General features: G+C 73.0%; 25 protein-coding genes and 1 pseudogene. 13 read left to right on the top strand and 13 right to left on the bottom strand.

Annotated elements, in window-relative coordinates; translation table 11 throughout:
- Window positions 1-39: 39 nt before the first annotated feature.
- From ACYVIH_RS02200 to ACYVIH_RS02190, 3 genes are all read left to right on the top strand, one after another.
- Complete coding sequence (locus tag ACYVIH_RS02200) at window positions 40-2,403, top strand: ATP-binding protein (protein ID WP_460865460.1); 2,364 nt, start codon at window positions 40-42, stop codon at window positions 2,401-2,403.
- Between the two features lie 83 nt (window positions 2,404-2,486).
- The gene (locus ACYVIH_RS02195) at window positions 2,487-3,488 is read left to right on the top strand and encodes a DUF5995 family protein (protein ID WP_460865458.1); all 1,002 of its coding nucleotides are present in this window, start codon (window positions 2,487-2,489) and stop codon (window positions 3,486-3,488) included.
- Between the two features lie 7 nt (window positions 3,489-3,495).
- Window positions 3,496-5,778 carry an ATP-binding protein gene (locus ACYVIH_RS02190; RefSeq protein ID WP_460865456.1) on the top strand — a complete coding sequence of 761 codons (2,283 nt, stop codon included), beginning with the start codon at window positions 3,496-3,498 and terminating at the stop codon, window positions 5,776-5,778.
- A gap of 27 nt (window positions 5,779-5,805) precedes the next feature.
- Here the strand turns inward: ACYVIH_RS02190 and ACYVIH_RS02185 are convergent, their stop codons facing one another.
- Together ACYVIH_RS02185 and ACYVIH_RS02180 are read right to left on the bottom strand one after the other, a co-directional pair.
- Window positions 5,806-6,123, bottom strand: a complete 318-nt coding sequence (locus ACYVIH_RS02185; RefSeq protein WP_460865454.1) for an STAS domain-containing protein — start codon at window positions 6,121-6,123, stop codon at window positions 5,806-5,808.
- 201 nt (window positions 6,124-6,324) lie between these two features.
- Window positions 6,325-6,852 (bottom strand): calcium-binding protein, encoded by a 528-nt coding sequence (locus tag ACYVIH_RS02180; RefSeq protein WP_460865452.1) that lies wholly within the window; start codon window positions 6,850-6,852, stop codon window positions 6,325-6,327.
- A gap of 189 nt (window positions 6,853-7,041) precedes the next feature.
- Between ACYVIH_RS02180 and ACYVIH_RS02175 the strand changes: the two genes are divergently transcribed.
- Window positions 7,042-7,434, top strand: coding sequence for a hypothetical protein (locus ACYVIH_RS02175; RefSeq protein ID WP_460865449.1), 393 nt, complete (start codon window positions 7,042-7,044; stop codon window positions 7,432-7,434).
- 14 nt (window positions 7,435-7,448) lie between these two features.
- Here ACYVIH_RS02175 and ACYVIH_RS02170 read toward each other — a convergent pair whose 3' ends face one another.
- The 4 genes from ACYVIH_RS02170 to ACYVIH_RS02155 all read right to left on the bottom strand — a co-directional run bounded on the left by ACYVIH_RS02170 (window position 7,449) and on the right by ACYVIH_RS02155 (window position 10,001).
- Window positions 7,449-7,805 carry a VOC family protein gene (locus ACYVIH_RS02170; RefSeq protein ID WP_460865447.1) on the bottom strand — a complete coding sequence of 119 codons (357 nt, stop codon included), beginning with the start codon at window positions 7,803-7,805 and terminating at the stop codon, window positions 7,449-7,451.
- A 251-nt stretch (window positions 7,806-8,056) separates the two neighbouring features.
- A complete protein-coding gene (locus ACYVIH_RS02165; protein WP_460865445.1) occupies window positions 8,057-8,398 on the bottom strand; it encodes a DUF2200 domain-containing protein in 342 nt (113 codons plus the stop codon).
- A 53-nt stretch (window positions 8,399-8,451) separates the two neighbouring features.
- Window positions 8,452-9,096: a multicopper oxidase domain-containing protein gene (locus tag ACYVIH_RS02160; protein ID WP_460865443.1), complete on the bottom strand. Its 645-nt coding sequence runs from the start codon at window positions 9,094-9,096 to the stop codon at window positions 8,452-8,454.
- A 176-nt stretch (window positions 9,097-9,272) separates the two neighbouring features.
- Window positions 9,273-10,001, bottom strand: coding sequence for a hypothetical protein (locus ACYVIH_RS02155; protein ID WP_460865440.1), 729 nt, complete (start codon window positions 9,999-10,001; stop codon window positions 9,273-9,275).
- Between the two features lie 224 nt (window positions 10,002-10,225).
- On the opposite strand from ACYVIH_RS02155, the gene ACYVIH_RS02150 reads away from it, so the two are divergent.
- Complete coding sequence (locus ACYVIH_RS02150; protein WP_460865439.1) at window positions 10,226-11,131, top strand: GNAT family N-acetyltransferase; 906 nt, start codon at window positions 10,226-10,228, stop codon at window positions 11,129-11,131.
- A 143-nt stretch (window positions 11,132-11,274) separates the two neighbouring features.
- On the opposite strand, the gene ACYVIH_RS02145 is transcribed toward ACYVIH_RS02150, so the two are convergent.
- Window positions 11,275-12,531 (bottom strand): YeeE/YedE family protein, encoded by a 1,257-nt coding sequence (locus ACYVIH_RS02145; RefSeq protein ID WP_460865437.1) that lies wholly within the window; start codon window positions 12,529-12,531, stop codon window positions 11,275-11,277.
- Between the two features lie 287 nt (window positions 12,532-12,818).
- Window positions 12,819-14,576 (bottom strand): diadenylate cyclase, encoded by a 1,758-nt coding sequence (locus tag ACYVIH_RS02140; protein WP_460865435.1) that lies wholly within the window; start codon window positions 14,574-14,576, stop codon window positions 12,819-12,821.
- 231 nt (window positions 14,577-14,807) lie between these two features.
- On the opposite strand from ACYVIH_RS02140, the gene ACYVIH_RS02135 reads away from it, so the two are divergent.
- From ACYVIH_RS02135 to ACYVIH_RS02110, 6 genes and pseudogenes are all read left to right on the top strand, one after another.
- Window positions 14,808-15,239 carry an Hsp20/alpha crystallin family protein gene (locus ACYVIH_RS02135; RefSeq protein ID WP_460865433.1) on the top strand — a complete coding sequence of 144 codons (432 nt, stop codon included), beginning with the start codon at window positions 14,808-14,810 and terminating at the stop codon, window positions 15,237-15,239.
- Window positions 15,240-15,241: 2 nt separating this feature from the next.
- Entirely contained in the window at window positions 15,242-15,439 is a 198-nt protein-coding gene (locus tag ACYVIH_RS02130; protein ID WP_460865430.1) for a DUF1918 domain-containing protein, read from the top strand.
- A gap of 27 nt (window positions 15,440-15,466) precedes the next feature.
- Window positions 15,467-15,607, top strand: a pseudogene (locus tag ACYVIH_RS02125) (cation-transporting P-type ATPase); the annotation flags it as partial.
- Window positions 15,596-16,753 (top strand): HAD-IC family P-type ATPase, encoded by a 1,158-nt coding sequence (locus ACYVIH_RS02120; RefSeq protein ID WP_460865428.1) that lies wholly within the window; start codon window positions 15,596-15,598, stop codon window positions 16,751-16,753. The pseudogene ACYVIH_RS02125 and the gene ACYVIH_RS02120, both read left to right, overlap by 12 nt.
- The gene (locus ACYVIH_RS02115) at window positions 16,710-17,843 is read left to right on the top strand and encodes an HAD-IC family P-type ATPase (RefSeq protein ID WP_460865426.1); all 1,134 of its coding nucleotides are present in this window, start codon (window positions 16,710-16,712) and stop codon (window positions 17,841-17,843) included. The genes ACYVIH_RS02120 and ACYVIH_RS02115 overlap by 44 nt, the downstream gene beginning before the upstream one ends.
- Before the next feature lie 81 nt (window positions 17,844-17,924).
- Window positions 17,925-18,239: a DMT family transporter gene (locus tag ACYVIH_RS02110; protein WP_460865424.1), complete on the top strand. Its 315-nt coding sequence runs from the start codon at window positions 17,925-17,927 to the stop codon at window positions 18,237-18,239.
- Window positions 18,240-18,383: 144 nt separating this feature from the next.
- On the opposite strand, the gene ACYVIH_RS02105 is transcribed toward ACYVIH_RS02110, so the two are convergent.
- From ACYVIH_RS02105 to ACYVIH_RS02085, 5 genes are all read right to left on the bottom strand, one after another.
- Window positions 18,384-18,659: a DUF1876 domain-containing protein gene (locus tag ACYVIH_RS02105; RefSeq protein WP_460865421.1), complete on the bottom strand. Its 276-nt coding sequence runs from the start codon at window positions 18,657-18,659 to the stop codon at window positions 18,384-18,386.
- A gap of 32 nt (window positions 18,660-18,691) precedes the next feature.
- Entirely contained in the window at window positions 18,692-19,690 is a 999-nt protein-coding gene (locus ACYVIH_RS02100) for a zinc-dependent alcohol dehydrogenase family protein (protein WP_460865419.1), read from the bottom strand.
- A gap of 4 nt (window positions 19,691-19,694) precedes the next feature.
- Window positions 19,695-20,525 (bottom strand): universal stress protein, encoded by an 831-nt coding sequence (locus ACYVIH_RS02095; RefSeq protein ID WP_460865416.1) that lies wholly within the window; start codon window positions 20,523-20,525, stop codon window positions 19,695-19,697.
- 134 nt (window positions 20,526-20,659) lie between these two features.
- Window positions 20,660-21,529: a diacylglycerol/lipid kinase family protein gene (locus tag ACYVIH_RS02090; RefSeq protein WP_460865415.1), complete on the bottom strand. Its 870-nt coding sequence runs from the start codon at window positions 21,527-21,529 to the stop codon at window positions 20,660-20,662.
- Window positions 21,526-23,103 carry an FAD-binding oxidoreductase gene (locus ACYVIH_RS02085; protein WP_460865413.1) on the bottom strand — a complete coding sequence of 526 codons (1,578 nt, stop codon included), beginning with the start codon at window positions 23,101-23,103 and terminating at the stop codon, window positions 21,526-21,528. Before ACYVIH_RS02085 ends, ACYVIH_RS02090 begins: the two co-directional genes overlap by 4 nt.
- Window positions 23,104-23,120: 17 nt before the next feature.
- Between ACYVIH_RS02085 and ACYVIH_RS02080 the strand changes: the two genes are divergently transcribed.
- Window positions 23,121-23,723: a TetR/AcrR family transcriptional regulator gene (locus ACYVIH_RS02080; protein WP_460865410.1), complete on the top strand. Its 603-nt coding sequence runs from the start codon at window positions 23,121-23,123 to the stop codon at window positions 23,721-23,723.
- Window positions 23,720-25,369, top strand: coding sequence for a glycerol-3-phosphate dehydrogenase/oxidase (locus tag ACYVIH_RS02075; protein WP_460865408.1), 1,650 nt, complete (start codon window positions 23,720-23,722; stop codon window positions 25,367-25,369). Before ACYVIH_RS02080 ends, ACYVIH_RS02075 begins: the two co-directional genes overlap by 4 nt.
- The last annotated feature ends 175 nt before the right edge of the window (window positions 25,370-25,544 follow it).

The raw sequence follows: 25,544 nt of genomic DNA, 5'->3' as shown, positions 1-25,544 counted from the left end.
GGCTGCACGCAGCTCGCGCATGGCTACGCTGGCGGTGCGATGCAGGCGACCACCGAGCAACGGGGCAACCTACCCGCGGAACTGTCCAGCTTCGTGGGGCGTCGGCATGAGCTCACCTCGGTGCGCGAGGGGCTCGCCGGCCACCGCCTGGTCACGCTGTTGGGCCCCGGCGGGATCGGCAAGACCCGGCTGGCACTGCGGTCGGCGGCGGACCAGGAGCGGCGGCTCCCGGACGGCGCCTGGGTCGCCGAGCTCGCCCCGGTCCAGGTGCCCGAGCTGGTGCCCGAGACCGTGGTCGGCGCGCTCGGCATCCGGTCCACCGAGCGCGGCACGGCCACCGAGCGTCTCGTCGCACACCTGCGCGAGCGCGAGCTGCTGCTGGTGCTCGACAACTGCGAGCACGTGCAGCAAGCGGCCACCGAGCTGGTCGCCGAGCTGCTGGCGCGCTGCCCCGGCGTGCGGGTCCTCGTCACCAGCCGGCACGCGCTGGGCCTGCCCGGCGAGCTGGTGCTCACCGTCCCGCCCCTGCCGACGCCTCGCCCTGAGCCGGCTGCGGGGTCTCCGGAGGCGGTGATGCACTACGACGCGGTCCGCCTCTTCGTCGACCGGGCCACCGCGAGCTGGTCGTCGTTCCAGGTCACCGACGCCAACCAGCGAGCGCTGGCCGAGCTGGTCCGCCGGCTCGACGGGATGCCGCTGGCGATCGAGCTGGCCGCCGTACGCGTGCGTTCCCTCGCCGTCGAGCAGATCCTCGAACGCCTCAGCGACCGGTTCGCCCTGCTCACGCGCGGAAGCACGTCGGCGCTGCCCCGGCAGCAGACCCTTCAAGCCCTGCTCGACTGGAGCCACGACCTGCTCGACTCGCGGGAGCAGCTGGCGTGGGCACGCGCGTCGGTGTTCAGCGGCGGCTTCGACCTCGCCGCACTGGAGGCGGTCGCCTGCGACGACGCCCTCCCCGCAGCCGTGCTCTCCGACGTCGTCGACGGGCTCGTGGCCAAGTCGGTGGTCGTCCGCGAGCCGGTCGAGGTCGCCGGCGCGGCAAGATTCCACATGCTCGAGTCGCTGCGGGAGTACGGCGCCGCGCGGCTCGCCGAGGCCGGAGACCCGCGACCGTACGTCGATCGCCACCGCCGGTGGTACGCCGCGCAGGCCACGACTGCCGCGGCCGAGCTCTTCGGCCCCGACCAGGTCGACTGGTTCACCCGCCTGCGCGCCGACCACGACAACCTGCGCGCCGCACTGGAGGCCGCGACCCACGACCCGGACACCGCCGTCGAAGGCCTCGCGATGGCCACGACCCTCCAGCACCACTGGGTGATGACCGGGCGGTTCAGCGAGGGCAGGGCCTGGGTGGAGCGGCTGCTGGCCCACCAGCCGACCGAGCCGGAGAGGTCGGAACGCGACCTGGTCCGCGCGGCCGGCCTGGAGGTGGCCGGCCGGCTGGCGGTCCTGCAGGGTGAGCTCGACGTCGGCCGGCCGCTGTTGGACGAGGCGCTCTTGCGGGCGACGGCCGCCGGGGACGACACCTGGCGCGCGCACGCGCTGCACGGGCTGGCCCTGGCCTCGGTGTTCTGGGGCGAGCCTGCCGCGGCCCTGCCGCTGCTCGAGGAGGCGCTCGCGCTGCACCGCAAGGGCACCGACCCGTTCGGCGTACCGCTCGCGCTGGTCCAGCTCGCCACCGTGCACGCCACCCTCGGCGACTCCGACCGGGGGATGGCCTACGCCGAGGAGTGCATCGGGCTCAGCGAGGCGGCGTCGGAGCGCTGGTGCGCGGCGCTGGCGCGCTGGGTGGAGGCGCTGGTGCAGTGGCGGCTGGGCCGCGGGTCGCGGGCACGCACCTATGCCCGCGACGTGCTGCGCCTGAAGGAGCCGTTCGGCGACCGGATGGGCATGGCGATGTCGATCGAGGTGATCGCCTGGGCCGAGGCCGACGCCGGCAACGCCGAGCAGGCCGCCCGGCTCCTCGGTGCGGTGCAGACGGCGATGCGCTCGATCGGCGCCGGGCTCTTCGGCCACCTGGACGAAGACCACGACCGTTGCCTGGCGAGCACCCGCACGGCCCTGGGCGACCGCGTCTTCGACCGGGTCCTCAAGGAGGGCATGGCGCTCGGCTTCGACGAGGCAGTCACGCTCGCCCTCGGTCGACGTACCCCCGCCGCGCCGGGAGACTCGACGGGCGACGGCGTACGCCTCACCCGGCGGGAGCTCGAGATCGCAGCGCTTGTCGCCGAAGGCCTGACCGACCGCGAGATCGCCGAGCGGCTGGTGATGGCGCGGCGGACCGCGGAGGGGCACGTGGCCCGGATCCTCGGCAAGCTCAGCCTCACCTCGCGCACCCAGGTGGCCGCGTGGATGGCCGCGCAGCAGCAGGCAACGACGCCGGAGACGACCCCGACGGACTAGACCGAACGGGCTAGACCATGGAGCCTCCGGCGCCTGTCTCGGGTAGATAGAAGGTTGCGCATCTGCTGCCTGGGGAGGGAGCCATGTTGTCCGCGAAGTCCTTGCTGCGACGCGCCCGCTGGACGGTCGGAGTCCTGACGGGGGTGCTGGCCGCCGCGCTGTCCATCGCGCTCGCCCCCGGCGGGTCGACCGCGTCCGCGTCCACGGTGACCAACGTGGCGTGGTCCTCCTACCTGACCGGGTGGACCGACGAGTACGTGCCGACGTCGGAGAACGACTGCGTTGCCGGGCGGGACAAGTGCCTGAAGGCGACGCTGCGGGAGCTGGCACGGATCGCGGACAGCACCGCCAGGTCGTGCTCGCACGACGCGGTGTTCGCGCGCTCGTACCTGCGGATGACCCAGACCTACGGCTGGAGCCGCGACATCCCGGGCTACTACGAGGACGTGCCGTTCGCCAACCACCAGGACGCGGTCTTCGCGAAGTACTACACCGACGCCTACTACGCCTACCGCTCCGGTGACCTGGCGGCGGTGCCCGAGTCGTGGCGGATCGCGTTCGACGCCTCGCGCGACAAGCGCGTGCCGGGTACGACGAGCCTGCTGCTCGGCATGAACGCCCACATCAACCGCGACCTGCCGTTCGTGCTCGCCGGGGTCGGACTCGTCGCACCGGACGGGTCCTCGCGCAAGCCCGACTACGACAAGGTCGAGCAGTGGCTCTACACCGCCACCAGGCCGCTGCTCGCCGAGGTCGCCGCACGGTTCGACCCGGGGATGGACGACGCCGACGACCCGCTGGGGCTGAGCAACCTCACCCTGTTCCAGTTCATCTCCGCGGCGCGGGAGGGCGCCTGGCGAAACGCCGAGGCGCTGGTCTCGGCGACGAGTCCGGCCGCACGGGCCGCCGTCGCCGCGTCGATCGAGGAGCAGGCCGCAACGGCGGCGCGCACCCTGCTGTCGACCCAGTCCTACCTGCCGCCGTTGACGTCGTCGGCCGCTCGCGACCGCTACTGCGCCGAGCACCACGACGACGCGCCACCGCTGCCGTACGACTTCGGGACGGCGGCGCCCTACGGCTACTGAGGACGCCGTGTCGTTGACGGCCACCCAGCAGCCTCCGGTCGCCGCACCTGCCCGTGCGGGCGGGTCGGTGGTCGGACGGCGCCGGGAGCTCGCGGACCTTCGGAAGACGCTGGGCACCACGCGGCTGGTCACCCTGACCGGGCCGAGCGGGATCGGCAAGACCACCCTCGCCCGGGCCGCGGTAGCCGACCGGGCACGGGCCCGCCGAGAGGAGACCTGGACCGTCGAACTCGCCGACCTCGTCGACCCCGACCTGCTCGGCTACTCGGTCGCCGAGGCCCTCGGCGTGCACCTCCCCTACGGGGCCGCCGGGCCCGGCGAGCTCGCCGCCGCCGTCGCCGACCGCGCGGGGGTGCTGGTGCTCGACAGCTGCGAGGTCATGCACGGCCGCGCAGCGGACCTGGTGACCGTGCTGCTCGCCTCGGCACCCCGGCTCCGCGTCCTCGCCACGTCGCAGCGCCCGCTCGGCGTGACCGGTGAGGTGGTGGTCCCGGTCGGGCCGCTGGCTGCCGAGGAGGCACAGGAGCTGTTCGTCGCGCGGGCGGCCGCCGTACTCCCCTCACTCCACCTCAGCCAGGACGATGCAGCAGCGGTGTCGGCGATCTGCGAGGCGCTCGACGGCGTGCCGCTTGCCGTGGAGCTGGCGGCGGCGCGGATCCTCGTGCTCTCACCCGAGGGCATCCTCGCGCGGCTCGGCGACCGTCAGCGGCTGCTCGCGAAGGGGGCGCCCGACGCGCCCGATCGGCACCGGTCGCTGCGCGCATCGCTGGAGGCGAGCGAGGCGCTCTGCACACCCGACGAACGACTGCTGTGGAACCGGCTCTCGGTGTTCACCGGCGGGTTCACGCTGGAGGCCGCGGAGGCGGTGTGCTCCGGCGACGGCATCGAGGCGGCCGACGTGCTGGACCTCGTCGACAGCCTGGTCGAGAAGTCCGTGCTCCTGCGGAGCGGCGACTGCGCCTCCCGGGTGCGGTTCCGCATGCTGGAGTCGCTGCGCGAGTACGCCGCGGAGCACCTGACCGCGCAGCAGCGCGAAGCGACCCGGAACCGACACCTGGCCTGGTACGGCGACCTGGTCCGTGCGGCGGCGGAGCAGTCCTTCGGGGCCGACCAGGCGAAGTGGCACCGCACGTTGCGAGACGAGCACGGCAACCTGCGCGAGGCGCTCAGCCACGGCCTGCGCGACGGGCGGCACGCGGGCCGCGCTCTGGAGATGGTGGTCGCACTCGAGCCCTACTGGGCCGCCTCGGGACGGCTGGGCGAGGCGCGGCACTGGCTCGCCCGGGGCCTCGCAGCCGGTGGATCGGACGGCTCCAGGCGCGCGCGGGCGCTCGCGATGGCCGCCTGGACCGCGGTCCTGCAGGGCGAGCCGGCCGCCGGGCGGGCACTGCTGGACGAGGCGACAGCGCTGGTCGCGGACCTCCCGCCGGACGCAGCGGTCCGCGCGCACGTGCTGCTGGCACGCGCAGTCGAGGTCACCTGGGACGGCAGCCCAGAGCAGGCAGTGAGGCTGCTGGAGGAAGCGGCAGCGATCGCGCGCGCCGCCGGGGATCGGTCGGCGGAGACCCTGACGCTGTTCGTGCTCGGCCTGTGTCGCGGCTTCGTGGGCGACCTCGACGGCGCGGAGGGCACGTTGCAGACCTGCGTCGACCTCACCGGCCCGGCCGGGGAGATCCACGTCCGCTCCTACGCCCTCGCGGGCCTCGGGGTGCTGGCTCTGCTGCGCGGCCACCTCGAGCGTGCCACCGACCTGGAACGTCAGGCGCTCGAGATGAAGACCGCCCTCGGTGACAGCTCGGCGACCGCGCTCGTGCTCGAGGTGCTGGGGTGGACCGCGTCTGCCGAGCGACGTACCGACCGAGCGGCGACCCTGCTCGGCGCCGCCGATGCGCTGTGGCGGCACCTGCGGGTGGACCCGGAAACCGTGCCGTACCTGTCCGGGACCCGTCGCCGGATCGAGGGCCAGGTCGGGCTCGACCGCCGCACCGCCGCCTTCGGTACGGCGTTCCGCCGGGGCGCGACACTGCCCGAGGAACAGGTCCTCGCGCTCGCCCTCGAGCAGGGCGTGGCCGAGGAGGCTCCGGAGGAGCCGGTCGCGCTCACCCGACGGGAGCAGGAGGTAGCGCAGCTCCTCGCATCCGGCCTGACCAACCGCGAGATCGCCGAGCAGCTGCGGATCTCCCAGCGCACCGTGGAGAGCCACGTGGAGAGCATCCTGCGCAAGCTCGGCCTCGGGTCGCGCACCCAGGTGGTGGCCTGGATGGTGGAGCGCGAGGCGCGCCGCGCATGACCGGCAGGCGCGGCGCCTCGAGGTCCCTCAGGTCGCGACCGGCTCGCTCTTCGCCATCGACTCGGTGAGGCCGCACAGGCGCAGCAGCCGCCAGACGAACGGGGTGGCCCGCACGACCGCCACCGAGCGACCCTGCTCCTCGTGCGTGCGGCGGAACCTCAGGAGTGCCCTGAGCCCGGTGAAGTCACAGAACGTGAGACCACCGAGATCCACGAGCACCATCGTCAGATCCGGCCGCGACGAGTAGTCCTCAGTCGGCATCTCGACGACGCTGCACAGGTCGAGCTCCCCACTGATCTCCACGAACAGGCACGGGGTCTCGGGCGTCATGGAGACGTTCAACATGGGCGGCTGCGGTGGCATCGGCATCGTGTCTTCCCTCCCAGGAACACTGGCTGCATCGGACGACTTCGATCGTGCTCCTGACGTCGCCGCCTTGCCTCCGCGTTCCTACGGAGTCCACTACCTGCTTTTCTGCGTATCCCTCAGCCGGCGTGCTCCGACCCCCGAGGGGTCGCCGGTGCGACCCCGGACAAAACCTGACGATCAGGGCCTGCTCGTGTAGTTCTCGCAGCCGTTCGACCACGGCGGGATCCAGCCGAAGCTCTCGTCCGCGGCACGGATGATCACCGTGTCGACGCCGAGCCCACAGTCCACCGTCGTGATCCCCGTCTTCGGGCGGTGGATCACGATCAGGTCGTTGCCGACGCCGGCGTACACCTGGTCCTGGGTCCGGGCGAAGATCCGGTCCGACCCGCGCTGCCCGTGGAGGACGTCGCGCTTGGCGTCGTCGCCTCCGACGATCAGGTCGCCCAGCCGTCCACCCTTCACCACGTCGGCGCCCAGCCCGGCGTAGAGCTTGTCCGCACCGCGGTGGCCGTAGAGGGTGTCGTCACCTGCCCTGGCGTGGACGATGTCGTCGCCCTGGTACGCGCGGATGGTGTCGGCACCGGAGGTGCCGACGAGCCTGTCGTCCTCGGCGGTTCCGTTGATGTCCAGAGCCGCCGCCGGTGCGGCAAGAGCTGCAGCCAGCGCGGTGACTGCGAAGGCACGCACAAGCAGTCGCGTGTTCATGAGTTCTGTACCTCGCTTCCGGGTCGATCCGCCGGTCGCGTCGGGGCTCAGTCCCAACGTGCGACGGTCGCCCGGTCCTGCACAGAGGCGGACGTCCCGACCAGTGCCACCCGAGGGGACTTGCGACCCTGCCCTGACGGGTGACCGCGCCGCATGCTGGGTGTAACTGCGCAGCTCACGAGGTCAGTGATGAACCTGCTCTGTCGCCTCGGCATCCACTCCTACGGACAGCGGCCGCCGTCCGAACAGCGGCCCGGCGACCCGGGCGACAACAAGGCCTGTCGTCGCTGCGGGAAGCACTTCACCGGGTTCCTCGCCCCGGACCCGTCGCTGTGGTGGGGCGGTCGAAGCGGCATCACGGTGGGGGAGCTGAGGAACGCCCTCGAGGGGGTTCCGGACGAGGTCGAGGTCGAGGTCGAGTCGAGCACCCTGCTCGGTCGATGGGCGGGTGCCGACTCGGCGTACCTCACGACGAAACGGATCGCCCTGGCCACCGACGACCCTCAGACCGTCGAAGTCTTCCGAATCACGGGCGGCGAGCACGATCGCGGCTTCGGCTGGTCGCCCGGCACGGGCGACTGACCCCGCGCGGCGGGTCAGTCCTGGCGCGGGCCCAGGACGCAGAACTCGTTGCCTTCAGGGTCCGACAGGACAACCCACGACGGATCTGCACCCTGGCCCACGTCGACCCGCCTCGCACCGTGCGCGAGGAGGCGAGCCACCTCGGCCTCCTGGTCGTCGGGCCGGAAGTCGAGATGCAGCCGGCTCTTGGCCTTCTTGGGCTCATCGAGCCGGACGAAGTCCAACCCGGGCATGCGGTCCGGCTCCGGGCGGATCTCGAACTCGTCGGCGGAGGTGTAGACCACGACCCAGCCGAGAGCCTCGGCCCACCACTGCCCGAGCGTCGCCGGGTCCTCGGAGTGAACGATCACCTGCTCCCATTCCAAAGCCATCCGCCGAACGTAGATGGACCGCAGCCTTCAGGCCAAAACATTTTGTGTCCGATTGTCCGGTGTTGCCGGTCTACTCCGCCTCGGTGAGCAGGACCGCCTGGTCGTCGTTCTCCTGGCCCTGCGCGCGTCTGACCAAGCAGCACACCTCACGCAGGCCGGCCGCCTCGGCCGTGGCCGCGACGCGGTCCGGCGGGTAGAGATGGCGCTGGAGTCGTACGTCGTGTCCGAACCGGCGGTACGGCGCCGGCCCCTCAGGCCCGCAGGACCTTCTCCATCGGCTTGCCCTTGGCGAGCTCGTCGACGAGCTTGTCGAGGTAGCGGATCTTCTGCATCAACGGGTCGTCGATCTCCTCGACGCGCACCCCGCAGACCACACCGGTGATCAGCGAGACGTTCGGGTTGAGGCGTGCGTCGGCGAAGAAGTCCTCGAAGGTCGTGTCCGCGTCGAGGTGCGCCGCCAGGGCGGACTCGTCGAAGCCGGTGAGCCACTCGATCACCTGGTCCAGCTCAGCCTTCGTGCGCCCCTTCTTCTCGACCTTGGCCACGTAGAGGGGGTACACCGACGCGAAGCTGGTGGTGAAGATCCGGCTCATGCTCGCGAGCCTAACCCCGACCGCCCCCAGGGCGCTGCTGCGCAGAGCGCCGCTCAGTGGTCGTGAAGCTGGCGGCCCGGATCGCCGGCTTCCTCACCGGGTCCCACGACCACGAACTGGCCCATCATCCCCTGGTCCTCGTGGCGCAGCAGGTGGCAGTGGAACATGTACGGCGCGTCCGGGTCGGTGTGGTCCTCGAACGTCAACACCAGCACCACCTCGGTGTTCGCCGGGACCAGCACGGTGTCCTTGCGGCCCCGCAGCGCGGGCTCCGGCTCGCCGCCGTCGACCGACACGACCCGGAACTGCACGTCGTGGACGTGGAAGTTGTGCGGGGTCCCGTCCTCGTTGCGCACCCGCCAGAGCTCCGTCGTACCGACCTCCACCTCCGCGTCGATCCGATCCATGTCCATCGTGCGGCCGTTGATCGTGGGCGTGGTCAGCCGGAAGGCGCGGCTCACCTCGGCGTCCGCGGCCGCCGCCTGGACGTCGGGGAGGTCGACGAGCCGCTCCGGCAGCGGCGGCGAGTCGGCCAGGTCGTCGGCGGCGCGGAGCTCGAGCACGTCGAGGCTGTCGTCGCCGCCCGACCAGCGCTGCTGGAGCGGGTCGCCGGCGATGTCGGAGGGGTAGGACCGCAGGACCACCCGCTCGCCGGGCTCCATCGCCACCACGATCTCGGCGCGCTCATGCTGAGACATGGGGGATCAACCAGCCCTACCTCGGCCCGACGTTGCGGGCGAAGCTCGCGGGCAGGAGCAGGGCGACGCGACGGACGATTCGGGGCATGCGGGGAAGGTAGGTTCCGGGCGCGCCGGCCGGCATCGGGGAGAGGCCGGAACCCGCCCCTGGTCACACCCTGACCGTTACCCGCCGATCACCTGACCAGGAAGCGCCGGCTCAGCGCTCGCGTCGCGCCGGCCGCGTTGACCGCGGTGACGCTGCACTGGACCTGCTTGCCCTTGAGCTTCGCGGTCACCGCGAGCTTGCGGGCCGTGGCACCGGGCTTCTTCTTGCCGTTGACCCGCCAGTGGTAGGCGTAGCGGGTGGGCCGGCCGGACCACGAACCGCGGACACAGACGAGCGTGCCGCCCTGGCGCTTGACCTTGGGTGAGGTCACGTTCACCGGCTTGCCGGCGGCCCCGGCCTTGCTCACCTTGACCTGGTGAGAGTCAGCCGCCATCGTCTCGACGCCCTCGTGGACGTAGCCGCACAGCAGGAAGGGCCCGGTCGCGCGGGGCGTGTAGGCCACCGGGACCTCGAAGCTGCCCTCCACCGGGACGAAGATCGCAACGCTGTCGCCGCCCGCGGACGAGCTGGCGTCGGCGAGCTGGATGGCGTTCTGGAACGTGGCCGGACAGGCCGAGACGACGCTGGTCGGGATCGCGTAGACGTTGAGGTAGCGGTTGAGGAAGACGTCGTCGGGCACGATGCCGGACGCCTTGATCGTGGTCACCTTGCCGACCACGGCCGTGCCGGGGCCGGCCAGGGTGAGCGTGTGGCCGTCGACGGCGCTCGCCGGGGCCATCCCCGGGATCGTGACGACGGCGGCAGCGACCACGCCGCTGACGGCGTAGTGCAGGGAACGGCGGAACTGCGGGCCCATCGAGCACCTCCAGGGTCGGGGCCACAGTCCTTCCCCCGTGACCCAAGACTGTCGCGGCAGCCCCGAGCGCCGGCGTCCGATCACACGAGGCTAAGCGCGCGCCCTGGCCGATGGCGGGAAGTCTTGACGTCCCGTCACCTGAATGGGGTTCCGGTGCGCCTCCTGGTTCGGCCGGCGAGAAAACCAGCGGCGCTCCCCGGTGCGTTCCTGCTGCAATGTGCGCCATGACCATCGCACTCGACCTCCCCGCCGGGCTCACCACCCGCCCGCTCGTGCCCGCGGACGCGGCCGCCGTCACCGCCGTCATCGCCGCGCAGGAGCTCGCCGACGTCGGCGAGGTGGTCATCGAGGAGGCCGACATCGTCGCCGACTGGCAGCGACCGGGCTACGACGTGTCCGACGGCGCGGTCGGCGTGTACGACGGTGACCGGCTGGTCGGCTACGCCGAGGTGTCGTACGGCGACCGGGGTGATGCCGCGGTCCACCCCGACTACCTCGGCCGGGGCATCGGCACCTGGTTGGCGGGGTGGATGCAGGGCAAGGCTCGCGAGAAGGGGGCGACGGTGATCGGGATGCCGGTCCCCCAAGGCTCACCAGGTGACCGTCTGCTGGAGGCGCTCGGCTACCACGTGCGGTGGACCAGCTGGGTGCTGCAGCTGCCCGAGGGGACGGCGGTCCCAGAACGTCCACTTCCCGCGTCGTACACCGTGCGGGCCGCGACCGAGGCCGACTGGGAGGCAGCCTTCAACCTCAACGAGGACGCCTTCTTGGAGTGGTCGAAGCGAGAGCGCGACACGTTCGAGATCTGGCAGTCCCAGGTCGTGCGGCGCCCCGGCTTCGAGCCCTGGCAGCTTCGGGTGGTCACGGACGCGGACGGGGCGCTCGTCGCGATGGGGGTGCTGCAGCTGAACGGCGAGCAGGCCTACATCTCCCGGCTGGCCACTCGCGCGGACCAGCGCGGGCGTGGCCTGGCGCAGGCGCTGCTCGTCGACGCCTTCGCCGAGGCGCGACGGCACGGCGCCACGTGCTTCGAGCTGTCGACCGACTCGCGGACCGGGGCGCTCGGGCTGTACGAGAAGGTCGGCATGCGGGTCACGTCCACCTGGGTGAACCGCGCGATCGAACTCTGAGCCGCTCGCCCGGTCGCCTCGCGGCGGCGTCACTTGGCGCGACGAACTGGCACTTGGCACGGGTTGCGGCACGTGCCAGGTGCCGGATTCCCACGTTAACGTGGGAAACCGCCGGCCCCCGCCCCCGGCCCGCGGCCCGCGGATCAGCAGACGCCGTCGGTCGGCTTGGGCCGGCTCAGGCCGAACAGCGGGCGGGCCCGAAGCCCGATCCACGTGCCCAGGATCGCCATGACGCCCCAGACCCAGCCGTGCAGGCTGAGCGACGAGATCCCACCGAGATAGGCGCCGATGTTGCAGCCGTAGGCCAGGCGGGCGCCGTACCCCATGAGCACGCCACCGACGATCGCACCGAGCGCCATCCGAGCAGGCACGCGGCGGTGCAGGCTGAAGCCACCGGCCAGGCCAGAGGCGATCAGTGCGCCGATGATGATCCCGAAGTTGGTCAGGCTCGTGGAGTCCCCGAGCAGGGACTGCTCCAGGGCGGCCGCCTTGTCGCCGGCGAAGTAGTCCCACGAGGCCGGGTCGGCAAGCCCGAGCCCGCCCGCGATCTTCGAGCCCCACAGCGCGAAGGCGCTGGTGACGCCCCACGGGGAGCCCTTGGTGAGGAGCACGCCGAGGTTGAGTACGGCGAGCGCCAGGGCACCGACCCACAGCGGCCAGGCGCCGCGGACGACCCGGCGCAGGCCCGTCGCCGTGGCGACCGGGGCGACCGGCGGCGGGTTCTTGATCCGCGCCACCACGTAGGTCAGGCCGGCGATCGCAGCCAGCGCGAGCAGCGTCACGGCCAGGCCCGCGGTGTGGCTGCCGAACACCGTCGCCAGGCTGACCGGGTCGGTCGCGGGAGTGGCCTGCCACCAGGCGAAGTGCGCCGCACCGATCGTGGAGCCGGCCACGAAGCCGCCCAGCGTCAGGAAGATCGCGGTGTGCCCGCTGCCGACGATGTACAGCGTCCCGGACGCGCACGCACCTCCGATCTGCATGCCGATGCCGAACACCGTCGCTCCGACCAGGAGGCTCACCCCGATCGGGGCCAGGTTGCCCTCGACCGCGATCCCGGAGGGCGCGACCCCCGCCGCGAGGAACGGAGCGAACAGGATCGCCGTCGCCGCGAGCAGTAGCGAGTGCGCGCGCAGCGCCTTGCCCTGGCCGACGGCGACGAGCTGGCGCCAGGCGGAGGTGAACCCGAACCTGGAGTGGAACAGCGCCAGGCCGAGGCCGAGCCCGAGCACCAGCAACAGCGCCTTGTCACCGCCCTGGGTTCGGTAGGTGAGCGTGGCCAGCACGACAGCGGCGACGAGGCCGGCCGCGACGACCCCGCGCTGAGCCGGAGCGGCGACCGGCGGAGGCGGTGCGACCCGACGGTCCGGGCTGGCGTCAGGCTGGAGGGTCACAGAAGGCATGCGGGTTCCCCGAGAGATGTGTGGATTCAAGACTGTCGGTCTTGGTGACCAACCGAGTGTCCGCGCTCCCTCTTCCCGCGACGCGCCGTGTCTCGCATCACGGGACGTCGCCGAGGGGGGCCGCGCTGCGTGCTCTGGGTCCTCGAGGTCAGTCACTTGGCGCGGCAAACCAGCACTTGGCACGGCGTACACCCCGTGCCAGGTGGGGGATTCCCACGTTAACGTGGGAATCCGGGGGCACGTGGGAATCCGGGGGCACCTGGGAAAGCTGGGCCGGTGGGGGCGGGTCAGGTGGAGAAGAAGGACTCGTTCATCCGCGGGTCGGGGGCGAAGGGTACGACGGCCAGCCGCATGCCGGTCTTCGCATGCCGCTGCCGTTCGACCTGCTCGACGACCGCGTTGGCGCGCTCGCACTGGCTCTCGGAGAGGTAGAACGCGAACAGCCGCAGCCGCTCGCGGGTGGCGTAGAACCGCTCGAGGTCCACGTCGTCGGCGCTGCCGATCGTCTCGAGGTCGAACAGCGCCTGCTCGACGTCCTCGGGGCGCACCCGCGGCGCGAGCTCGGGGTGCACGTCGATCATCCCGTCGTCGCTGACGATCACGATCAGGCACGGCGCGGAGGAGGCCGCGGTGTAGCGCACCGCGGAGTTGTAGCGGGCGCCGCGGCCGGGATCACCGACGCCGGTGGCCACCCCGTCGAGGATCACCCCGACCGCATGACAGGTGCCGTCGGGGGTGAGCAGCACGGCCCCGTCGATCTTGGTCAGCGCCCGGAGCATCCGGGACCCGATCGGCTGCGGGTCGATCGCGATCGCCTGCGGCGCGAGCCGCTGCGCCTCCTGGGCGGCGGCGGTGGTGATCACCAGCATGGTGCCCTTGCCCTGGCTGACCGCGGTCTGCGCGAGCCGCCAGATCGCCCGGATGTCGGAGTCGTCGACGGCGGCGAAGACGCGGCGCATCGAGTCGACGAACAGCGACGGTGACATCCGCGGCCGCGGCAGCTGCGGGTGGCCGTTGGCGACCCGGAGCAGGGCGTCGCCGTGGTGGGACATGATCCACACGCCCTGCTCGACGATCGAGAACCGGAACAGGTCCTCGGTGGAGCCGTCGTACTGCTCGGAGATCGCGCCGAGCCCGTAGATCGTGGTGCCGTCGATCAGCAGCCCGAGCTGGTCGTCGGTGAGCTCGAGCAGCTTGCGGAACTGCAGCCGCTCGCGCACCGAGATCGGTGCCCGCAGCCGGATCGCGACGTCGACGTGCGGGTGCCCGTCGGCGGCGAGGATCACCGTGCCGGAGCCGGCACGGCCTTCGTAGGCGGTCGAGGAGAGCGCCTCGAAGGAGTCGAACAGCCCCTTCGCCAGGGTCTGCCCCGCGATCAGCGCGGTCGAGAAGACCAGGTGGTTGGCCGAGCGGCGGATCGCGTCGGTGGGGACGTCGTCCTCGATCGGCGAGATGGTCCGCGGCGGCTTCGCGGCCAGCAGCGCATGCGTCGCGGTGCGGAGCAGCTCGCTGATGATGCCGTGCGCGAGCGAGACCGTGACCGGGGTGCCCTGCACCTCGGTGGTCTGCAGCCGCGGGAGCGCATCCAGCGCGGCGCTGTCGACGGAGACGACCGGGTGCACGTCGTACTCCCCCACGCAGGCGGACTGGCCGACGAAGAAGGTCCGGCCGGCACCTGCCGGCGCGGCGGCCATCGCCGCCTCGACCGCACGGGCTCGGGCGGCGTCGCGGAAGAACTCGTGCCGGGCCTCGTGCATCTCCTCGGAGGCGAAGACGATGTCGTGCACCGGCGAGTCGGCGTAGCGACGCTTGGCGTCGAGCACCACGCCGCCGAAGTCGTCGGGCGTGAACGCCGGGTCCATCCCCTCCCGCGCCTCCAGGCACACCCGGGCGGTGTCCTCGCTGCCGACGGCGAACCCGACCACGAACGCGTCGGGAGACAGGATCGCGCCGATCTGGTCGAGCGCCCGGTCCGCGGCGTTGTCGAGCGAGATGCGGAACTGGCGTTGGTAGCCCCACATGGACTCGGTCAGGGGCTCTGGCATCGGGCGGCTCACAGAGTTCGTACGACGGACGCAGGGCATGTGCCCACAGCGGGCGCACCGCAAACTCCTCAAATCACCCGACCCGGGCCGGCCCGGTGGACGACCCCGCCGAACGAACCCCGGAGCACCCCGCACCGACGCCGCCGCGGGGGACCTTCGCCCCTTCAGCGTCCACCCCGACGGCGGGAGGCTGAAGGGACAGAACCCCCGTGTGCCCGAAGGGAGGACACCATGAGCACCATCACCCGGAGGACCTCGAGTCCGATGGCCGAGATGCTCGACTGGCTCGAGTCCAACGCGCCGCTGAACCTTCACGGGTTCGGGCTCGCGCCGTACGTCCGGGTCGAGGACTTCGTCGAGGAAGGCGCCTACGTGCTGCGCGCCGAGCTCCCCGGCATCGACCCCGACAAGGACGTCGAGGTCACCGTCGAGAACGACATGCTCGTCATCCGCGGTGAACGCCGTGAGGAGACCAAGGAGAAGAACCACCGCGAGTTCCACTACGGCTCGTTCCGCCGCAGCATCACGCTGCCGGCCGGCACGGACCCGGAGGCCATCACCGCGTCGTACGCCGACGGCGTCCTCGAGGTGCGCGTGCCGATGGCGCGCGAGGAGAAGGCCCCCAGCAAGAAGATCCCCGTCCAGCGCGCCGAGCAGGAGTAGCCGTGCGAGCCGCGGTCGGTGACCGGATCCACGTGTCCGGCACGCACGTCGACGACCACGAGCGCGACGGCGAGATCCTCGAGGTCCGGGGCAAGGACGGAGCCCCGCCGTACGTCGTGCGCTGGTTCGACACCGGTCACGAGGCGCTCGTCTTCCCGGGGCCGGACGCCGCCATCCGGCCCGCGGAGCATCCCGCCTGAGCGGAGCGCTCGACGAGTACGACGACCGCCGCCGGCCTGAGCAGCACCGAGGCCGCGCGGCGGTCGTCCGAGCACGGGCCCAACCGGCTGCCCGAGCCCCGACGCCCGTCGGCCGCCCGCCGGCTGCTCGGCGAGCTCACCCACTTCTTCGCGGTGATGCTGTGGGTGGCGGGCGGGCTCGCGTTCCTCGGCGGGCTGCCGCAGCTCGGGATCGCGATCTTCGGGGTGATCGTGCTCAACGGGCTGTTCGCGTTCGCCCAGCAGGAGCGGGCCGACCGGGCCGCCGAGAAGCTCCGCGCGATGCTGCCGACCCAGGTCACCGTCTTCCGTGACGGCCGCCGGCAGGTGATCGACGCCGAGGACGTCGTCGTCGGCGACGTCCTGCTCGTGGAGAGCGGCGACCGGGTGCCCGCCGACGCGCTGGTCGTCGCCGCGAACCGGCTGCTCGTGGACTCCTCGATACTCACCGGGGAGAGCGAGGCCGCCGCGGTGGAGCAGGGCGGGACGCTGTTCGCCGGCACGTTCGTCGTCGAGGGCGAGGCCCGGGCGGTCACCACGGCGATCGGCGAGCAGACCCGGCTGGCCGGGATCGCCCGGCTCGCCACGTCCGGCGGCAAGCCCGACACCGTGCTGACGCGCGAGCTGCGGACCGTCGTACGCCTGATCGCCGCGATCGCGGTCGGCGTCGGGGTGCTGTTCCTCGGCATCTCGCTGCTGGTCGGCAACCCGCTCTCGGACGGGTTCGTGTTCGCGATCGGGGTGACTGTCGCGCTGGTGCCCGAGGCGCTGCTGCCGACCGTCACCCTCTCCCTGGCCTGGGGCGCGGAGCAGATGGCCAAGCGGCAGGTGCTGGTGCGCAACCTGGAGGCCGTGGAGACGCTCGGGTCGACCACGTTCATCTGCACCGACAAGACCGGCACGCTGACCCTGAACCAGATGACCGTCGTGGAGGCGTGGACGCCGGCCGGCTCGGTGCGGGTCACCGGTGCGGGGTACGCCCCGGTGGCACGGCTCGACTGGACCTCGGCCGACGTCGGCCCCGCCTGCGTGGAGCTGGGGCTGGCCGGGATGCGCTGCTCCACCGGGTACGCCCTGGAGGTGGACGGTGCGTGGGTCTCCCACGGCGACCCGATGGAGGCGGCGCTGGACACGTTCGCCCGACGGCTCGGGATCGACACCGACGCCGACCGGCGCGCCCACCCACCCGACCTGCGCTTCCCGTTCGAGCCCCGGCTGCGCAGGATGTCGGTTCTCGGTTGCGGGCAGCTTCGTGGTCAAGGGCGCCCCGGACACCGTGCTCCCGCTGTGCGGTGACGCCGAGGCGGCGCACGCCGCGGTCGCGATGGTGACCGGTGACCACCCGGCGACGGCGCGGGCGATCGCCGACGAGGTCGGCATGCGGACGCCCGACGCCCCGGTGCTGGTCGGCGCCGAGCTCCCCGAGAACGACCGGGTGCTCGCCGCCCTGCTCGACCACGACGGCGTGGTGGTCGCCCGCGTCTCCCCGGAGGACAAGCTCCGGATCGCCGCGGCGCTGCGCTCCCGGGGGCACGTGGTCGCGATGACCGGCGACGGCGTGAACGACGCCCCCGCCCTGCACGAGGCCGATATCGGGGTCGCGATGGGCCGCTCGGGCACCGACGTCGCGCGGGAGGCCGCCGACCTGGTGCTGCTCGACGACGCCTTCCCCAGCATCGTCGCCGGCGTGGAGCAGGGCCGGGCGACGTTCGTGAACGTGCGGCGCTTCCTGACCTACCACCTCACCGACAACGTCGCCGAGCTCACCCCGTTCCTGGTCTGGGCGCTGTCGGGCGGCAGCTTCCCGCTGGCGCTCGGAGTGCTGCAGATCCTCGCCCTCGACCTCGGCACCGACACGCTCTCCGCGGTGGCGCTCGGTGCCGAGCCACCGGCCAAGCACCTGCTGGACCGGCCTCCGGTGAAGGGCCGGCTGATGAACCGCACCGTGCTCCGGCGCGCGTTCGGGCTGCTCGGGCCGCTGGTCGCGGTGATGACGATGACCGCCTTCCTGCTCTCGATGTGGGCCGCCGGCTGGTCGCCGGGCTCGGGCTTCCCGACCGGCCACGACCTGCGCGCCGCCTCGGGTGCGGCGTTCATGACCGTGGTGATCGCGCAGACCGCGAACGCGTTCGCCTGCCGCAGCTCGACCCGCCGGCCCGGGGAGCTCGGCTGGACCACCAACCGGCTGCTGATCCCCGCCGCGTCCACCGAGCTGGTGTTCTCGTTCGTGGTGCTGCTCGTCACCCCGATCGCGCTGTGGCTCGGGCACGCCAGCCCCCCGCTGGTCGGCTGGCTGGTCGCGCTGGTCTCCGCGCCGGTGCTGCTCGGAGTGGATGCGCTCGACAAGCGGGTCCGGGGCCGAACGAACGTGCACTCGCCGGGCTGACCGCGTCGCCGTACGCCGGGGGCGACCGCCGGCCGCAGGCGAGTGCACGTGGGTTCGGCCCCGGCTGGCAGGATCGGCGCCATGGCGTGGTTGGTGCTGGTCGTCTCAGGAGTCCTGGAAGCGGTGTGGGCCACCGCGCTCGGCAAGTCCGACGGGCTGTCCCGGCCGGTGCCCTCGGTGGTGTTCTTCGCCGCGCTGGCGGCGAGCATGGCCGGGCTGGCCTATGCGATGCGCGACCTGCCGGTCGGTACGTCGTACGCGGTCTGGGTGGGCATCGGCGCGACGCTGACCGTGCTCTACGGGATGGCGACCGGCACCGAGCAGGTGTCGGTGGTGAAGGTGCTGCTGCTCGCGGGCATCATCGGCTGCGTGGTCGGCCTCAAGGCGATCGACTGAGCTGATGCGGCCGGCCTTCGCCGCCTGAGCAGCGCCCCGAGAGGGTCGCCGGCCGGCGCGGATCCCGGCACCGGCCGGCGACAGATCAGAGGCAGATCAGGGGCAGAGCAGCGGCAGAGCAGGGCAGATCGGGTGGCGGCCCGGTCAGTGGTGCAGCCGCACCGGGTGCTCGTGGGTGATCGCCTCGATGTCGTCCGCGGCCGCGTGCAGCAGCTTGTGGGCGAGGTCGGACAGCGCCCGCGCGGTGGCCAGCTCGTCGCCGATCTCGGGGATGTCCCGGTCGGTCGGGTTCAGCCGTGCCGAGCCGATGCCGGTCAGGGTGACGTTCTCACCCGGGCGGAGCCGCGCCTCGGCGTGGGTCTGCCCTTCGCGTTCGCCGATGTAGAGGTCGACGTGCCAGGTCTTCGTTGCGCTCGTCATACCTCCATTGCGACACGCAGGCACTCACCCCGTCAGGGGCGAAGGTCCCCGATGCGCAGCACCGCCGCGCCATGCACGCGGTCGGCCGCGAGGTCGTCAAGGGCGACGTCCGCGCGGTCCAGCGGGTACGGCGTCACGGTGGCCTGCACGCCGAGCCGCGGGGCCAGCCGGAGCAGCTCCTCGCCGTCGGCGCGGGTGTTGGAGGTGACGCTGGTCAGCGTCCGCTCGCGGAACAGGTGCCGCTGGTAGTCCAGGCCAGGGATGTCGGAGAGGTGGATCCCGGCGACGGCGAGGGTGCCGCCCTGGTCGAGCGCCTCCAGTGCGGGTGGCACGAGGTCGCCCACCGGCGCGAAGCAGATCGCGGAGTCCAGCCGGACCGGGGGCGCGTCGTACGCCCCACCCGCGCTGGCCGCGCCGAGCTCCAGCGCCAGGTCGCGGGCGGCGGCGTCGCGGGTGAGCACGTGCACCTCGGCGCCCTGCGCCAGCGCGATCTGGGCGGTGAGGTGGGCGCTGGCACCGAACCCGTAGATCCCGAGCCGGCCGCCCGGCGGCAGGTTCGACCGGCGGAGCGCGCGGTAGCCGATGATGCCGGCGCACAGCAGCGGCGCGGCCTGCTCGTCGGGGAGGTCGGCGGGGATGTCGTAGGCGAACGCGGCGGGGACGACGGCGTACTCCGCGTAGCCTCCGTCGGCGTCCCAGCCGGTGTACTGCGAGGCGGGGCAGAGGTTCTCCTGCCCGCGCCGGCACCAGGCGCACTCGCCGCAGGTGTGCCGGAGCCAGGCGATCCCGACCCGGTCTCCGACCGCGAACCGGGCCACACCCTCGCCGAGCGCGGCGACGGTGCCGATTACCTCGTGACCGGGTACGACGGGCGAACGGTGCTGTGCGAGGTCGCCGTCGCGCACGTGCAGGTCGGTGCGGCAGACACCGCAGACCGCGACCTCGACGAGCACCTCGCCGGGCCCCGGCACCGGGACGGGCAGGTCCGCAGCCTCCAGGGTCCCCGTGCCGCTGGTCCGCCAGGCGCGCATGGGCTCAGCGTACGACGGCGACCGGGCACCGGGCGTGGTGCAGCACCGACTGCCCGACCGAGCCGAGCATCAGCCCGGTGAACGCGCCGCGACCCCGCGAGCCGACCACGACGAGCTCGGCGGCCTGCGAGGCGTCGGCGAGCGCGCGGTGCGGGGGCAGCGGGATCGCCTCGGTGGTCACCGCGACGTCGGGGAACTGGTCGGCGTACCCGCCGAGCGCCTCGGCGAGGATCCGCTCCGCGGCCTGGATCTCCTCGACCAGCCCGCTGCCCGGGTAGCCGCCGCCGGCACCGCGCCAGCCGTGGATCGCGGTGACCGTGCTACCGCTGCGACTGGCGTGCTCGAAGGCGAAGTCGAGGGCCTTGCGGCTGCCGGTGGAGCCGTCGACGCCGACCACGACCCGGCGGCTGTCGGGGTGGTACGGCGTCCGGGTCACCACCACCGGGCAGGACGCGTGGCGGGTCACGTGCTGGCTGACCGAGCCGAGCAGCACACCGGACAGCAGGCTGTGGCCACGGGCACCGACGACGACCGTCGCCGCCTTGGCCGAGGCGTCGATCAGCGCCTGCGCCGGCGGGACGTCGACCATCTCGAGCGTCGTCTCCTTGGCCTGCGCACCGGCGAGCCGGTCACGCGCGTCGCGCTCGAGCTGGGCCATCTTGCTGGCGTGCCAGTCGCTGGTGGCCTCGAAGACCTGGGTCTGGTCGACCTCGGAGATCAGCAGACGCAGTCGGCGGCCCTGCTCGGCGGCGAGCTCGTCGGCCCAGTCGAGCGCGAGCTCGCTGTCGCTGGAGCCGTCGTACCCGACGACGACCTCCCCTGCGCGGATGTTCATGCCCTCATGGTCGTCGCGAGGGTGAGATGTCCGTAGTGCCAAAGGTCCCGCGGCGCGGCGGCGAAGGTCCGGGACTCCTCGGGGACGTCATCCGTCCGGTTCGCCTTGGCGGCCGGCGTGGTTGACGTCCCGGGTCAGGCGAGGATCTGGAGCGCGAGCGGGCGCACCTTCGCGGTGACCGGCAGCGGCCCGATCTGCTCGCCGTCGCCGTAGGCCAGGGTCGGCTCGGCGGCCTGCACGCGCACCTCGCGGCCCCGAAGCACGAGCACCTCGTCGAGCTCGACGTGCGTGCCGTCGTACAGCTTCGGCATCGCCCTGATCAGCCGCAGCTTCGACGCCGCCCGGATCACGACCACGTCGAGGATGCCGTCGTCGAGGGTGGCGTCGGGGGCGACCTTCATCCCCGAGCCGTAATGCCCGGAGTTCGCGACGACCACGGTGTAGGCGTCGAAGCGGTGCGCCTCGCCGTCGATGACGACGTCGTACGTCGACGGGCGGAACTGGATGATCGAGCGGACCGCCGCGTAGGGGTACTGCAGCGCCCGTGGCAGCCGGTGGGCCCGGTCGACGAGCTCCGAGGCCAGCGAGTCGACGCCGGCGTACACGCTGCCGACCACGACCCGGCCGGCGACGTCGATCACGTCGACGCGGCGCGGCGCCGCCTCGAGGAGTACGGCGGCCACCTGCTCGGGCGTGCCGCCGATGCCCAGCTGTCGCGCGAAGTCGTTGCCGCGTCCGCTGGGGACGATCCCGAGCACGCCGTCGGCGTCGGCCACGGCACCGGCCAGCGAGGAGACCATCCCGTCACCGCCGACCGCGACCACGACGTCCCCGCGGGCGGCCGCCTCGGCGACCAGGTCGCGGCAGGCCGCGGGGCCGGGGCTGTAGGTGACCTCCACCTCGCAGCCGGCGTCGCGCAGCACTCGGGCCACCGGCACGACGGCCGCGGGCGCGGCCCCACCACCGGAGGCGGGGTTGACCAGGAACGCGAAGGAGCGGGTCACGGGACGAGCACCCCGGGGTTGAGCACACCGGCGGGGTCGATGCGCTGCTTCACCGCTCGGAGCATCTCCACGCCGACCGGGCCGATCTCCTGCTCGAACCACGGCTTGTGGTCGCGGCCGACGGCGTGGTGGTGGGTGATCGTCGCGCCGGCCGCGATCATCGCGTCGGACGCCGCGGCCTTGGCGGCGGCCCACTGGGCGAGCGGGTCGGCGGCCTGCTTGGCGGCGACGGTGAAGTACAGCGACGCCCCAGTCTCGTAGACGTGCGAGATGTGACAGAGCACGATCGGGCTGGCGCCCTCGAGCGAGGTCTCGAGCGCGGTCTTCACGCCGGTGTAGAGGGCCGGGAGGTTCGACCAGAACGTCGCGGTCTCCAGGGTCTCGACGAGCACGCCGACGTCGAGCAGGGAGTCGCGCAGGTACGGCCCGTGGTAGCGGCCCTCCGCCCAGGCGCGACCCCCGTCCTCGCCGAGGTTCTTCCCACCCAGGGCGTGGAGCCGCTCGGTGACCACGGCGTGGGCGCGGTCGACGTACTCCCGGGTGCCCTCGAAGCCGACGATCGCCAGGCAGCCGCCGGCGTTCTCCCCGCCGACCTCGGCCGGCTTGGCGAGGTTGATCGCGGTCTCGGCCTCGTCGGACAGGCGCAGCACGGTCGGCGCGATCCGTTCCTGGACCAGGGTGCGCAGCGCCGCGGTGCCCTCGGCGAAGCTGTCGAACCGCCACGACTCGTAGACCCGGACCTGCGGGACCGGCCGGACTCGCACGGTGACCGAGGTGATCACGCCGAACGCGCCCTCGGAGCCGAGCACCAGCTGGCGCAGGTCGGGACCGGCGGCGTTGGCGGGGCTGGTGCCGAGCTCGAGCGTGCCGAGCGGGGTGGCCACGCGGAGCCCGACGACCAGGGAGTCGAAGCGGCCGTAGCCGGCGGAGGACTGCCCGCTGGACCGGGTGGCGGCGAACCCGCCGATGCTGGCGTACTGGAAGGACTGCGGGAAGTGGCCGATGGTCAGCCCGTGCTCGGCGAGCAGGCGCTCCGCCTCGGGGCCGAGCAGACCGGCCTCGAGCTCGGCGGTGTGCGACTCGGCGTCCACGGCGACCAGCCGGTTGAGCCGGGACAGGTCCAGCGCGACCACGCCGGCGAGCCCGTCGCACTGTGCGGCGAGACCTCCGACGACCGACGTACCTCCCCCGAACGGGACCAGCGCGACCCGGTGCTCGGTGCACCACTTGACCACCGCCTGGACCTGGTCGTGCCCGGCCGGCAGCAGCACGGCGTCCGGGGCGTCGGCGGCGTCGCCCTGGCGGATCCGGAGCAGGTCCGGGGTGGACTTGCCGCGGGTGTGCCGGACCCGTGCCTCGTGGTCGGTGAGCACGTGCGCGGAGCCGAGCAGGGCACGCAGGCCGTCGAGGAGCTCCGGCGAGAGGCCGGGCTCGGGCAGGCGCACCTCGATCAGGTCGACGGTCGGCCGGTCCTCGGTGCCGAAGACCGCGTCGATGAGCCCCGCGGCCGCTTCAGGGAGTGCGGTCGCGTGAGCCGGGTCGCCCCAGCGAGCCCAGTGCATCGGAGTCGTCATGAGTTACACTGTGACACATGGCGTCCATTCGTAACAACCGGTCCGCGGGCGACCGTCCCGCCGAGGACCGCTACCTCGACGCGGCGCGCGAGTGCATCCTCGCCACCGGTTGGACGCGTACGACGCTCACCGACGTGGCGCGCCGGGCCGGGGTCTCGCGGATGACGATCTACCGCAGCTGGCCCGACATGCAGACCCTGCTGGCCGACCTGATGACCCGCGAGTGGGGCGCCGTCGTGGCTGCGGTGGCCTCGGCCGGCGCCGGCGCCGCGCCCCTGGAACGGCTCAGCCTGGGGGTGAGCCGCATGGTCGCCGCGCTGCGCGCCAACGACCTGCTCCGCAAGATCGTCGAGGTGGACCCCGAGCTGCTGCTGCCGTACCTGCTCCAGCGCCGCGGCCGCTCGCAGGACAACATCCTCGGAATCGTCGCACCGCTGGTCGCCGCCGGCCAGGAGGACGGTTCGGTCCGCGAGGGCGACCCGGTCCTGCTCGCCCGCAGCATCATGCTCGCCGCCCTCGGCTTCACGCTGTCCGCGCACACGATGGCCGACGACGAGCACCCCGTCGACGCGTACGACGAGCAGCTGCGCGTCCTGCTCGAGAGGTACCTGACGCCATGACGCGCCACCCCTCCTCCACCTCCCCGCCGCCGGCTCACCCGCGGCGCCGTCGGCCGGCTCACCCGCCGGCTCACCCGCCGGGTCGCCCGCTGACGCCCGCGCTGGGCGACACCGCGCTGACCGCGGCCCGCCGCACCCGCGAGCTGGCCGAGGCCACCGACGGCCGCACCGTCGACCTGCTCGTGGTGGGCCTCGGCGTCACCGGCGCCGGGGTGGCGCTCGACGCCGCCGCCCGCGGGCTCGACGTGGTCGCCGTCGACGCGCACGACATCGCCTTCGGCACGTCGCGATGGAGCTCCAAGCTGATCCACGGCGGCCTGCGCTACCTCGCCAACGGGCAGGTCGGCGTCGCCTACGAGTCCGCCCGCGAGCGCGGGATCCTGATGACCCGCACCGCTCCGCACCTGGTCCACGCGATGCCGATGCTCACCCCGCTGATGCCGATGGTCTCGCGCGCCGAGGGCGCCCTGGTCAACGCCGGCCTCCGCGCCGGGGACCTGCTCCGGGTGTCCGCGCGGACCCCACGCGACGTGCTCCCCCGGCCGCGCCGGCTCTCCGCGACCGAGGTGCTCGCTCTCGCCCCGCCGCTCCGGGCGCCCGGGCTGCGCGGCGGCATCCTCGCCTGGGACGGCCAGCTCGAGGACGACGCCCGCCTCGTGGTCGGCATCGCGCGCACGGCAGCCGGCCTGGGAGCGCGCGTGCTGACCCGCGCCCGGGTGCTGTCGTTGACCGGCACCGGCGCCGAGGTGCGCGACGAGACCACCGGCGCGGTCGCGACGATCCGGGCTCGGGCGGTCGTCAACGCGACCGGGGTCTGGGCCGGCTCGCTGGTGCCCGAGGTCTCCCTGCGTCCCTCCCGCGGCACCCACCTGGTGCTGCGTGGCTCGGCGCTGCCCGGCCTCACCACCGCGGTCACCGCGCCGGTGCCCGGTGAGCTGAACCGGTTCGTGCTCGTGCTGCCCCAGCCCGACGGCCAGGTGTACGTCGGGCTCACCGACGAGCCCACCGACGGCGACATCCCCGACGTGCCCGAGCCGACCGAGGCCGAGATCGGCTTCCTGCTCGACGTCGCCGGCGCGGTGTTCCAACGCCCGTTGCACCGCGACGACGTGGTCGGCGCCTTCGCCGGACTGCGCCCCCTGCTGGACTCGGAGGGCCGGACCGCCGACCTGTCCCGCCGGCACGCGGTGCTCACGTCGTCCACCGGAGTGATCACGGTCGTCGGCGGCAAGCTGACCACCTACCGGCAGATGGCCGAGGACGCCGTCGACGCCGCCGTCTCAGCCGCCGGTCTCGCCGCCGACCCGTGCCCGACCCGCAACCTGCCGCTCGTCGGCGCCGCTGCCCGGTCTGCGCTCGCGGCCGTCGAGGCCCCGGAGCGGCTGGTGCGCCGGTACGGCGCCGAGGCGCCGGACGTGCTCGCCGCCGCAGCCGGTCTGGTCGACGACCCGCTGCTGCCCGTCGCGCCGGGGTCGCCGGTGACGATGGCCGAGCTGCTGTGGGCGGTGAGCCACGAGGGTGCCCTGGACGTCGACGACCTGCTCGACCGCCGTACCCGGATCGGCCTCGTGGCCGCCGACCGCGCCCTCGCCGGACCCGCCGCCCGCGAAGCGCTCCACCTCGCCGGGTCGCACACCCCCGCCTGATCCGCTGGTCGAGCTTGTCGAGCTAGTCGAGACCCCCGCTGGTCGAGACCCCCCCCCGCCGGTCGAGCTCGTCGAGACCCCGCGCTGGTCGACCCCCCGCTGGTCGAGCTAGTCGAGACCCCGCGCTGGTCGACCCCCCGCTGGTCGACCCCGCGCTGGTCGAGACCCCCCGCTG

Source organism: Nocardioides pakistanensis, assembly GCF_054781215.1.
Note: the sequence above shows the minus strand (reverse complement) of the source record. Positions and strands in the feature narration are given on the sequence as shown.

Excerpts from the sequence above, each read along its gene's own strand:
- ACYVIH_RS02075 (WP_460865408.1), top strand. The coding sequence starts at position 23,720 with ATGACGCGCCACCCCTCCTCCACCTCCCCGCCGCCGGCTCACCCGCGG.
- ACYVIH_RS02110 (WP_460865424.1), top strand. The coding sequence starts at position 17,925 with ATGGCGTGGTTGGTGCTGGTCGTCTCAGGAGTCCTGGAAGCGGTGTGG.
- ACYVIH_RS02145 (WP_460865437.1), bottom strand. The coding sequence starts at position 12,531 with ATGCCTTCTGTGACCCTCCAGCCTGACGCCAGCCCGGACCGTCGGGTC.
- ACYVIH_RS02155 (WP_460865440.1), bottom strand. The coding sequence starts at position 10,001 with ATGGGCCCGCAGTTCCGCCGTTCCCTGCACTACGCCGTCAGCGGCGTG.
- ACYVIH_RS02150 (WP_460865439.1), top strand. The coding sequence starts at position 10,226 with ATGACCATCGCACTCGACCTCCCCGCCGGGCTCACCACCCGCCCGCTC.
- ACYVIH_RS02200 (WP_460865460.1), top strand. The coding sequence starts at position 40 with ATGCAGGCGACCACCGAGCAACGGGGCAACCTACCCGCGGAACTGTCC.
- ACYVIH_RS02135 (WP_460865433.1), top strand. The coding sequence starts at position 14,808 with ATGAGCACCATCACCCGGAGGACCTCGAGTCCGATGGCCGAGATGCTC.
- ACYVIH_RS02080 (WP_460865410.1), top strand. The coding sequence starts at position 23,121 with ATGGCGTCCATTCGTAACAACCGGTCCGCGGGCGACCGTCCCGCCGAG.
- ACYVIH_RS02195 (WP_460865458.1), top strand. The coding sequence starts at position 2,487 with ATGTTGTCCGCGAAGTCCTTGCTGCGACGCGCCCGCTGGACGGTCGGA.
- ACYVIH_RS02100 (WP_460865419.1), bottom strand. The coding sequence starts at position 19,690 with ATGCGCGCCTGGCGGACCAGCGGCACGGGGACCCTGGAGGCTGCGGAC.
- ACYVIH_RS02160 (WP_460865443.1), bottom strand. The coding sequence starts at position 9,096 with ATGTCTCAGCATGAGCGCGCCGAGATCGTGGTGGCGATGGAGCCCGGC.
- ACYVIH_RS02170 (WP_460865447.1), bottom strand. The coding sequence starts at position 7,805 with ATGGCTTTGGAATGGGAGCAGGTGATCGTTCACTCCGAGGACCCGGCG.
- ACYVIH_RS02085 (WP_460865413.1), bottom strand. The coding sequence starts at position 23,103 with ATGACGACTCCGATGCACTGGGCTCGCTGGGGCGACCCGGCTCACGCG.
- ACYVIH_RS02095 (WP_460865416.1), bottom strand. The coding sequence starts at position 20,525 with ATGAACATCCGCGCAGGGGAGGTCGTCGTCGGGTACGACGGCTCCAGC.
- ACYVIH_RS02185 (WP_460865454.1), bottom strand. The coding sequence starts at position 6,123 with ATGTTGAACGTCTCCATGACGCCCGAGACCCCGTGCCTGTTCGTGGAG.
- ACYVIH_RS02120 (WP_460865428.1), top strand. The coding sequence starts at position 15,596 with ATGCTGTGGGTGGCGGGCGGGCTCGCGTTCCTCGGCGGGCTGCCGCAG.
- ACYVIH_RS02180 (WP_460865452.1), bottom strand. The coding sequence starts at position 6,852 with ATGAACACGCGACTGCTTGTGCGTGCCTTCGCAGTCACCGCGCTGGCT.
- ACYVIH_RS02105 (WP_460865421.1), bottom strand. The coding sequence starts at position 18,659 with ATGACGAGCGCAACGAAGACCTGGCACGTCGACCTCTACATCGGCGAA.
- ACYVIH_RS02175 (WP_460865449.1), top strand. The coding sequence starts at position 7,042 with ATGAACCTGCTCTGTCGCCTCGGCATCCACTCCTACGGACAGCGGCCG.
- ACYVIH_RS02165 (WP_460865445.1), bottom strand. The coding sequence starts at position 8,398 with ATGAGCCGGATCTTCACCACCAGCTTCGCGTCGGTGTACCCCCTCTAC.
- ACYVIH_RS02140 (WP_460865435.1), bottom strand. The coding sequence starts at position 14,576 with ATGCCAGAGCCCCTGACCGAGTCCATGTGGGGCTACCAACGCCAGTTC.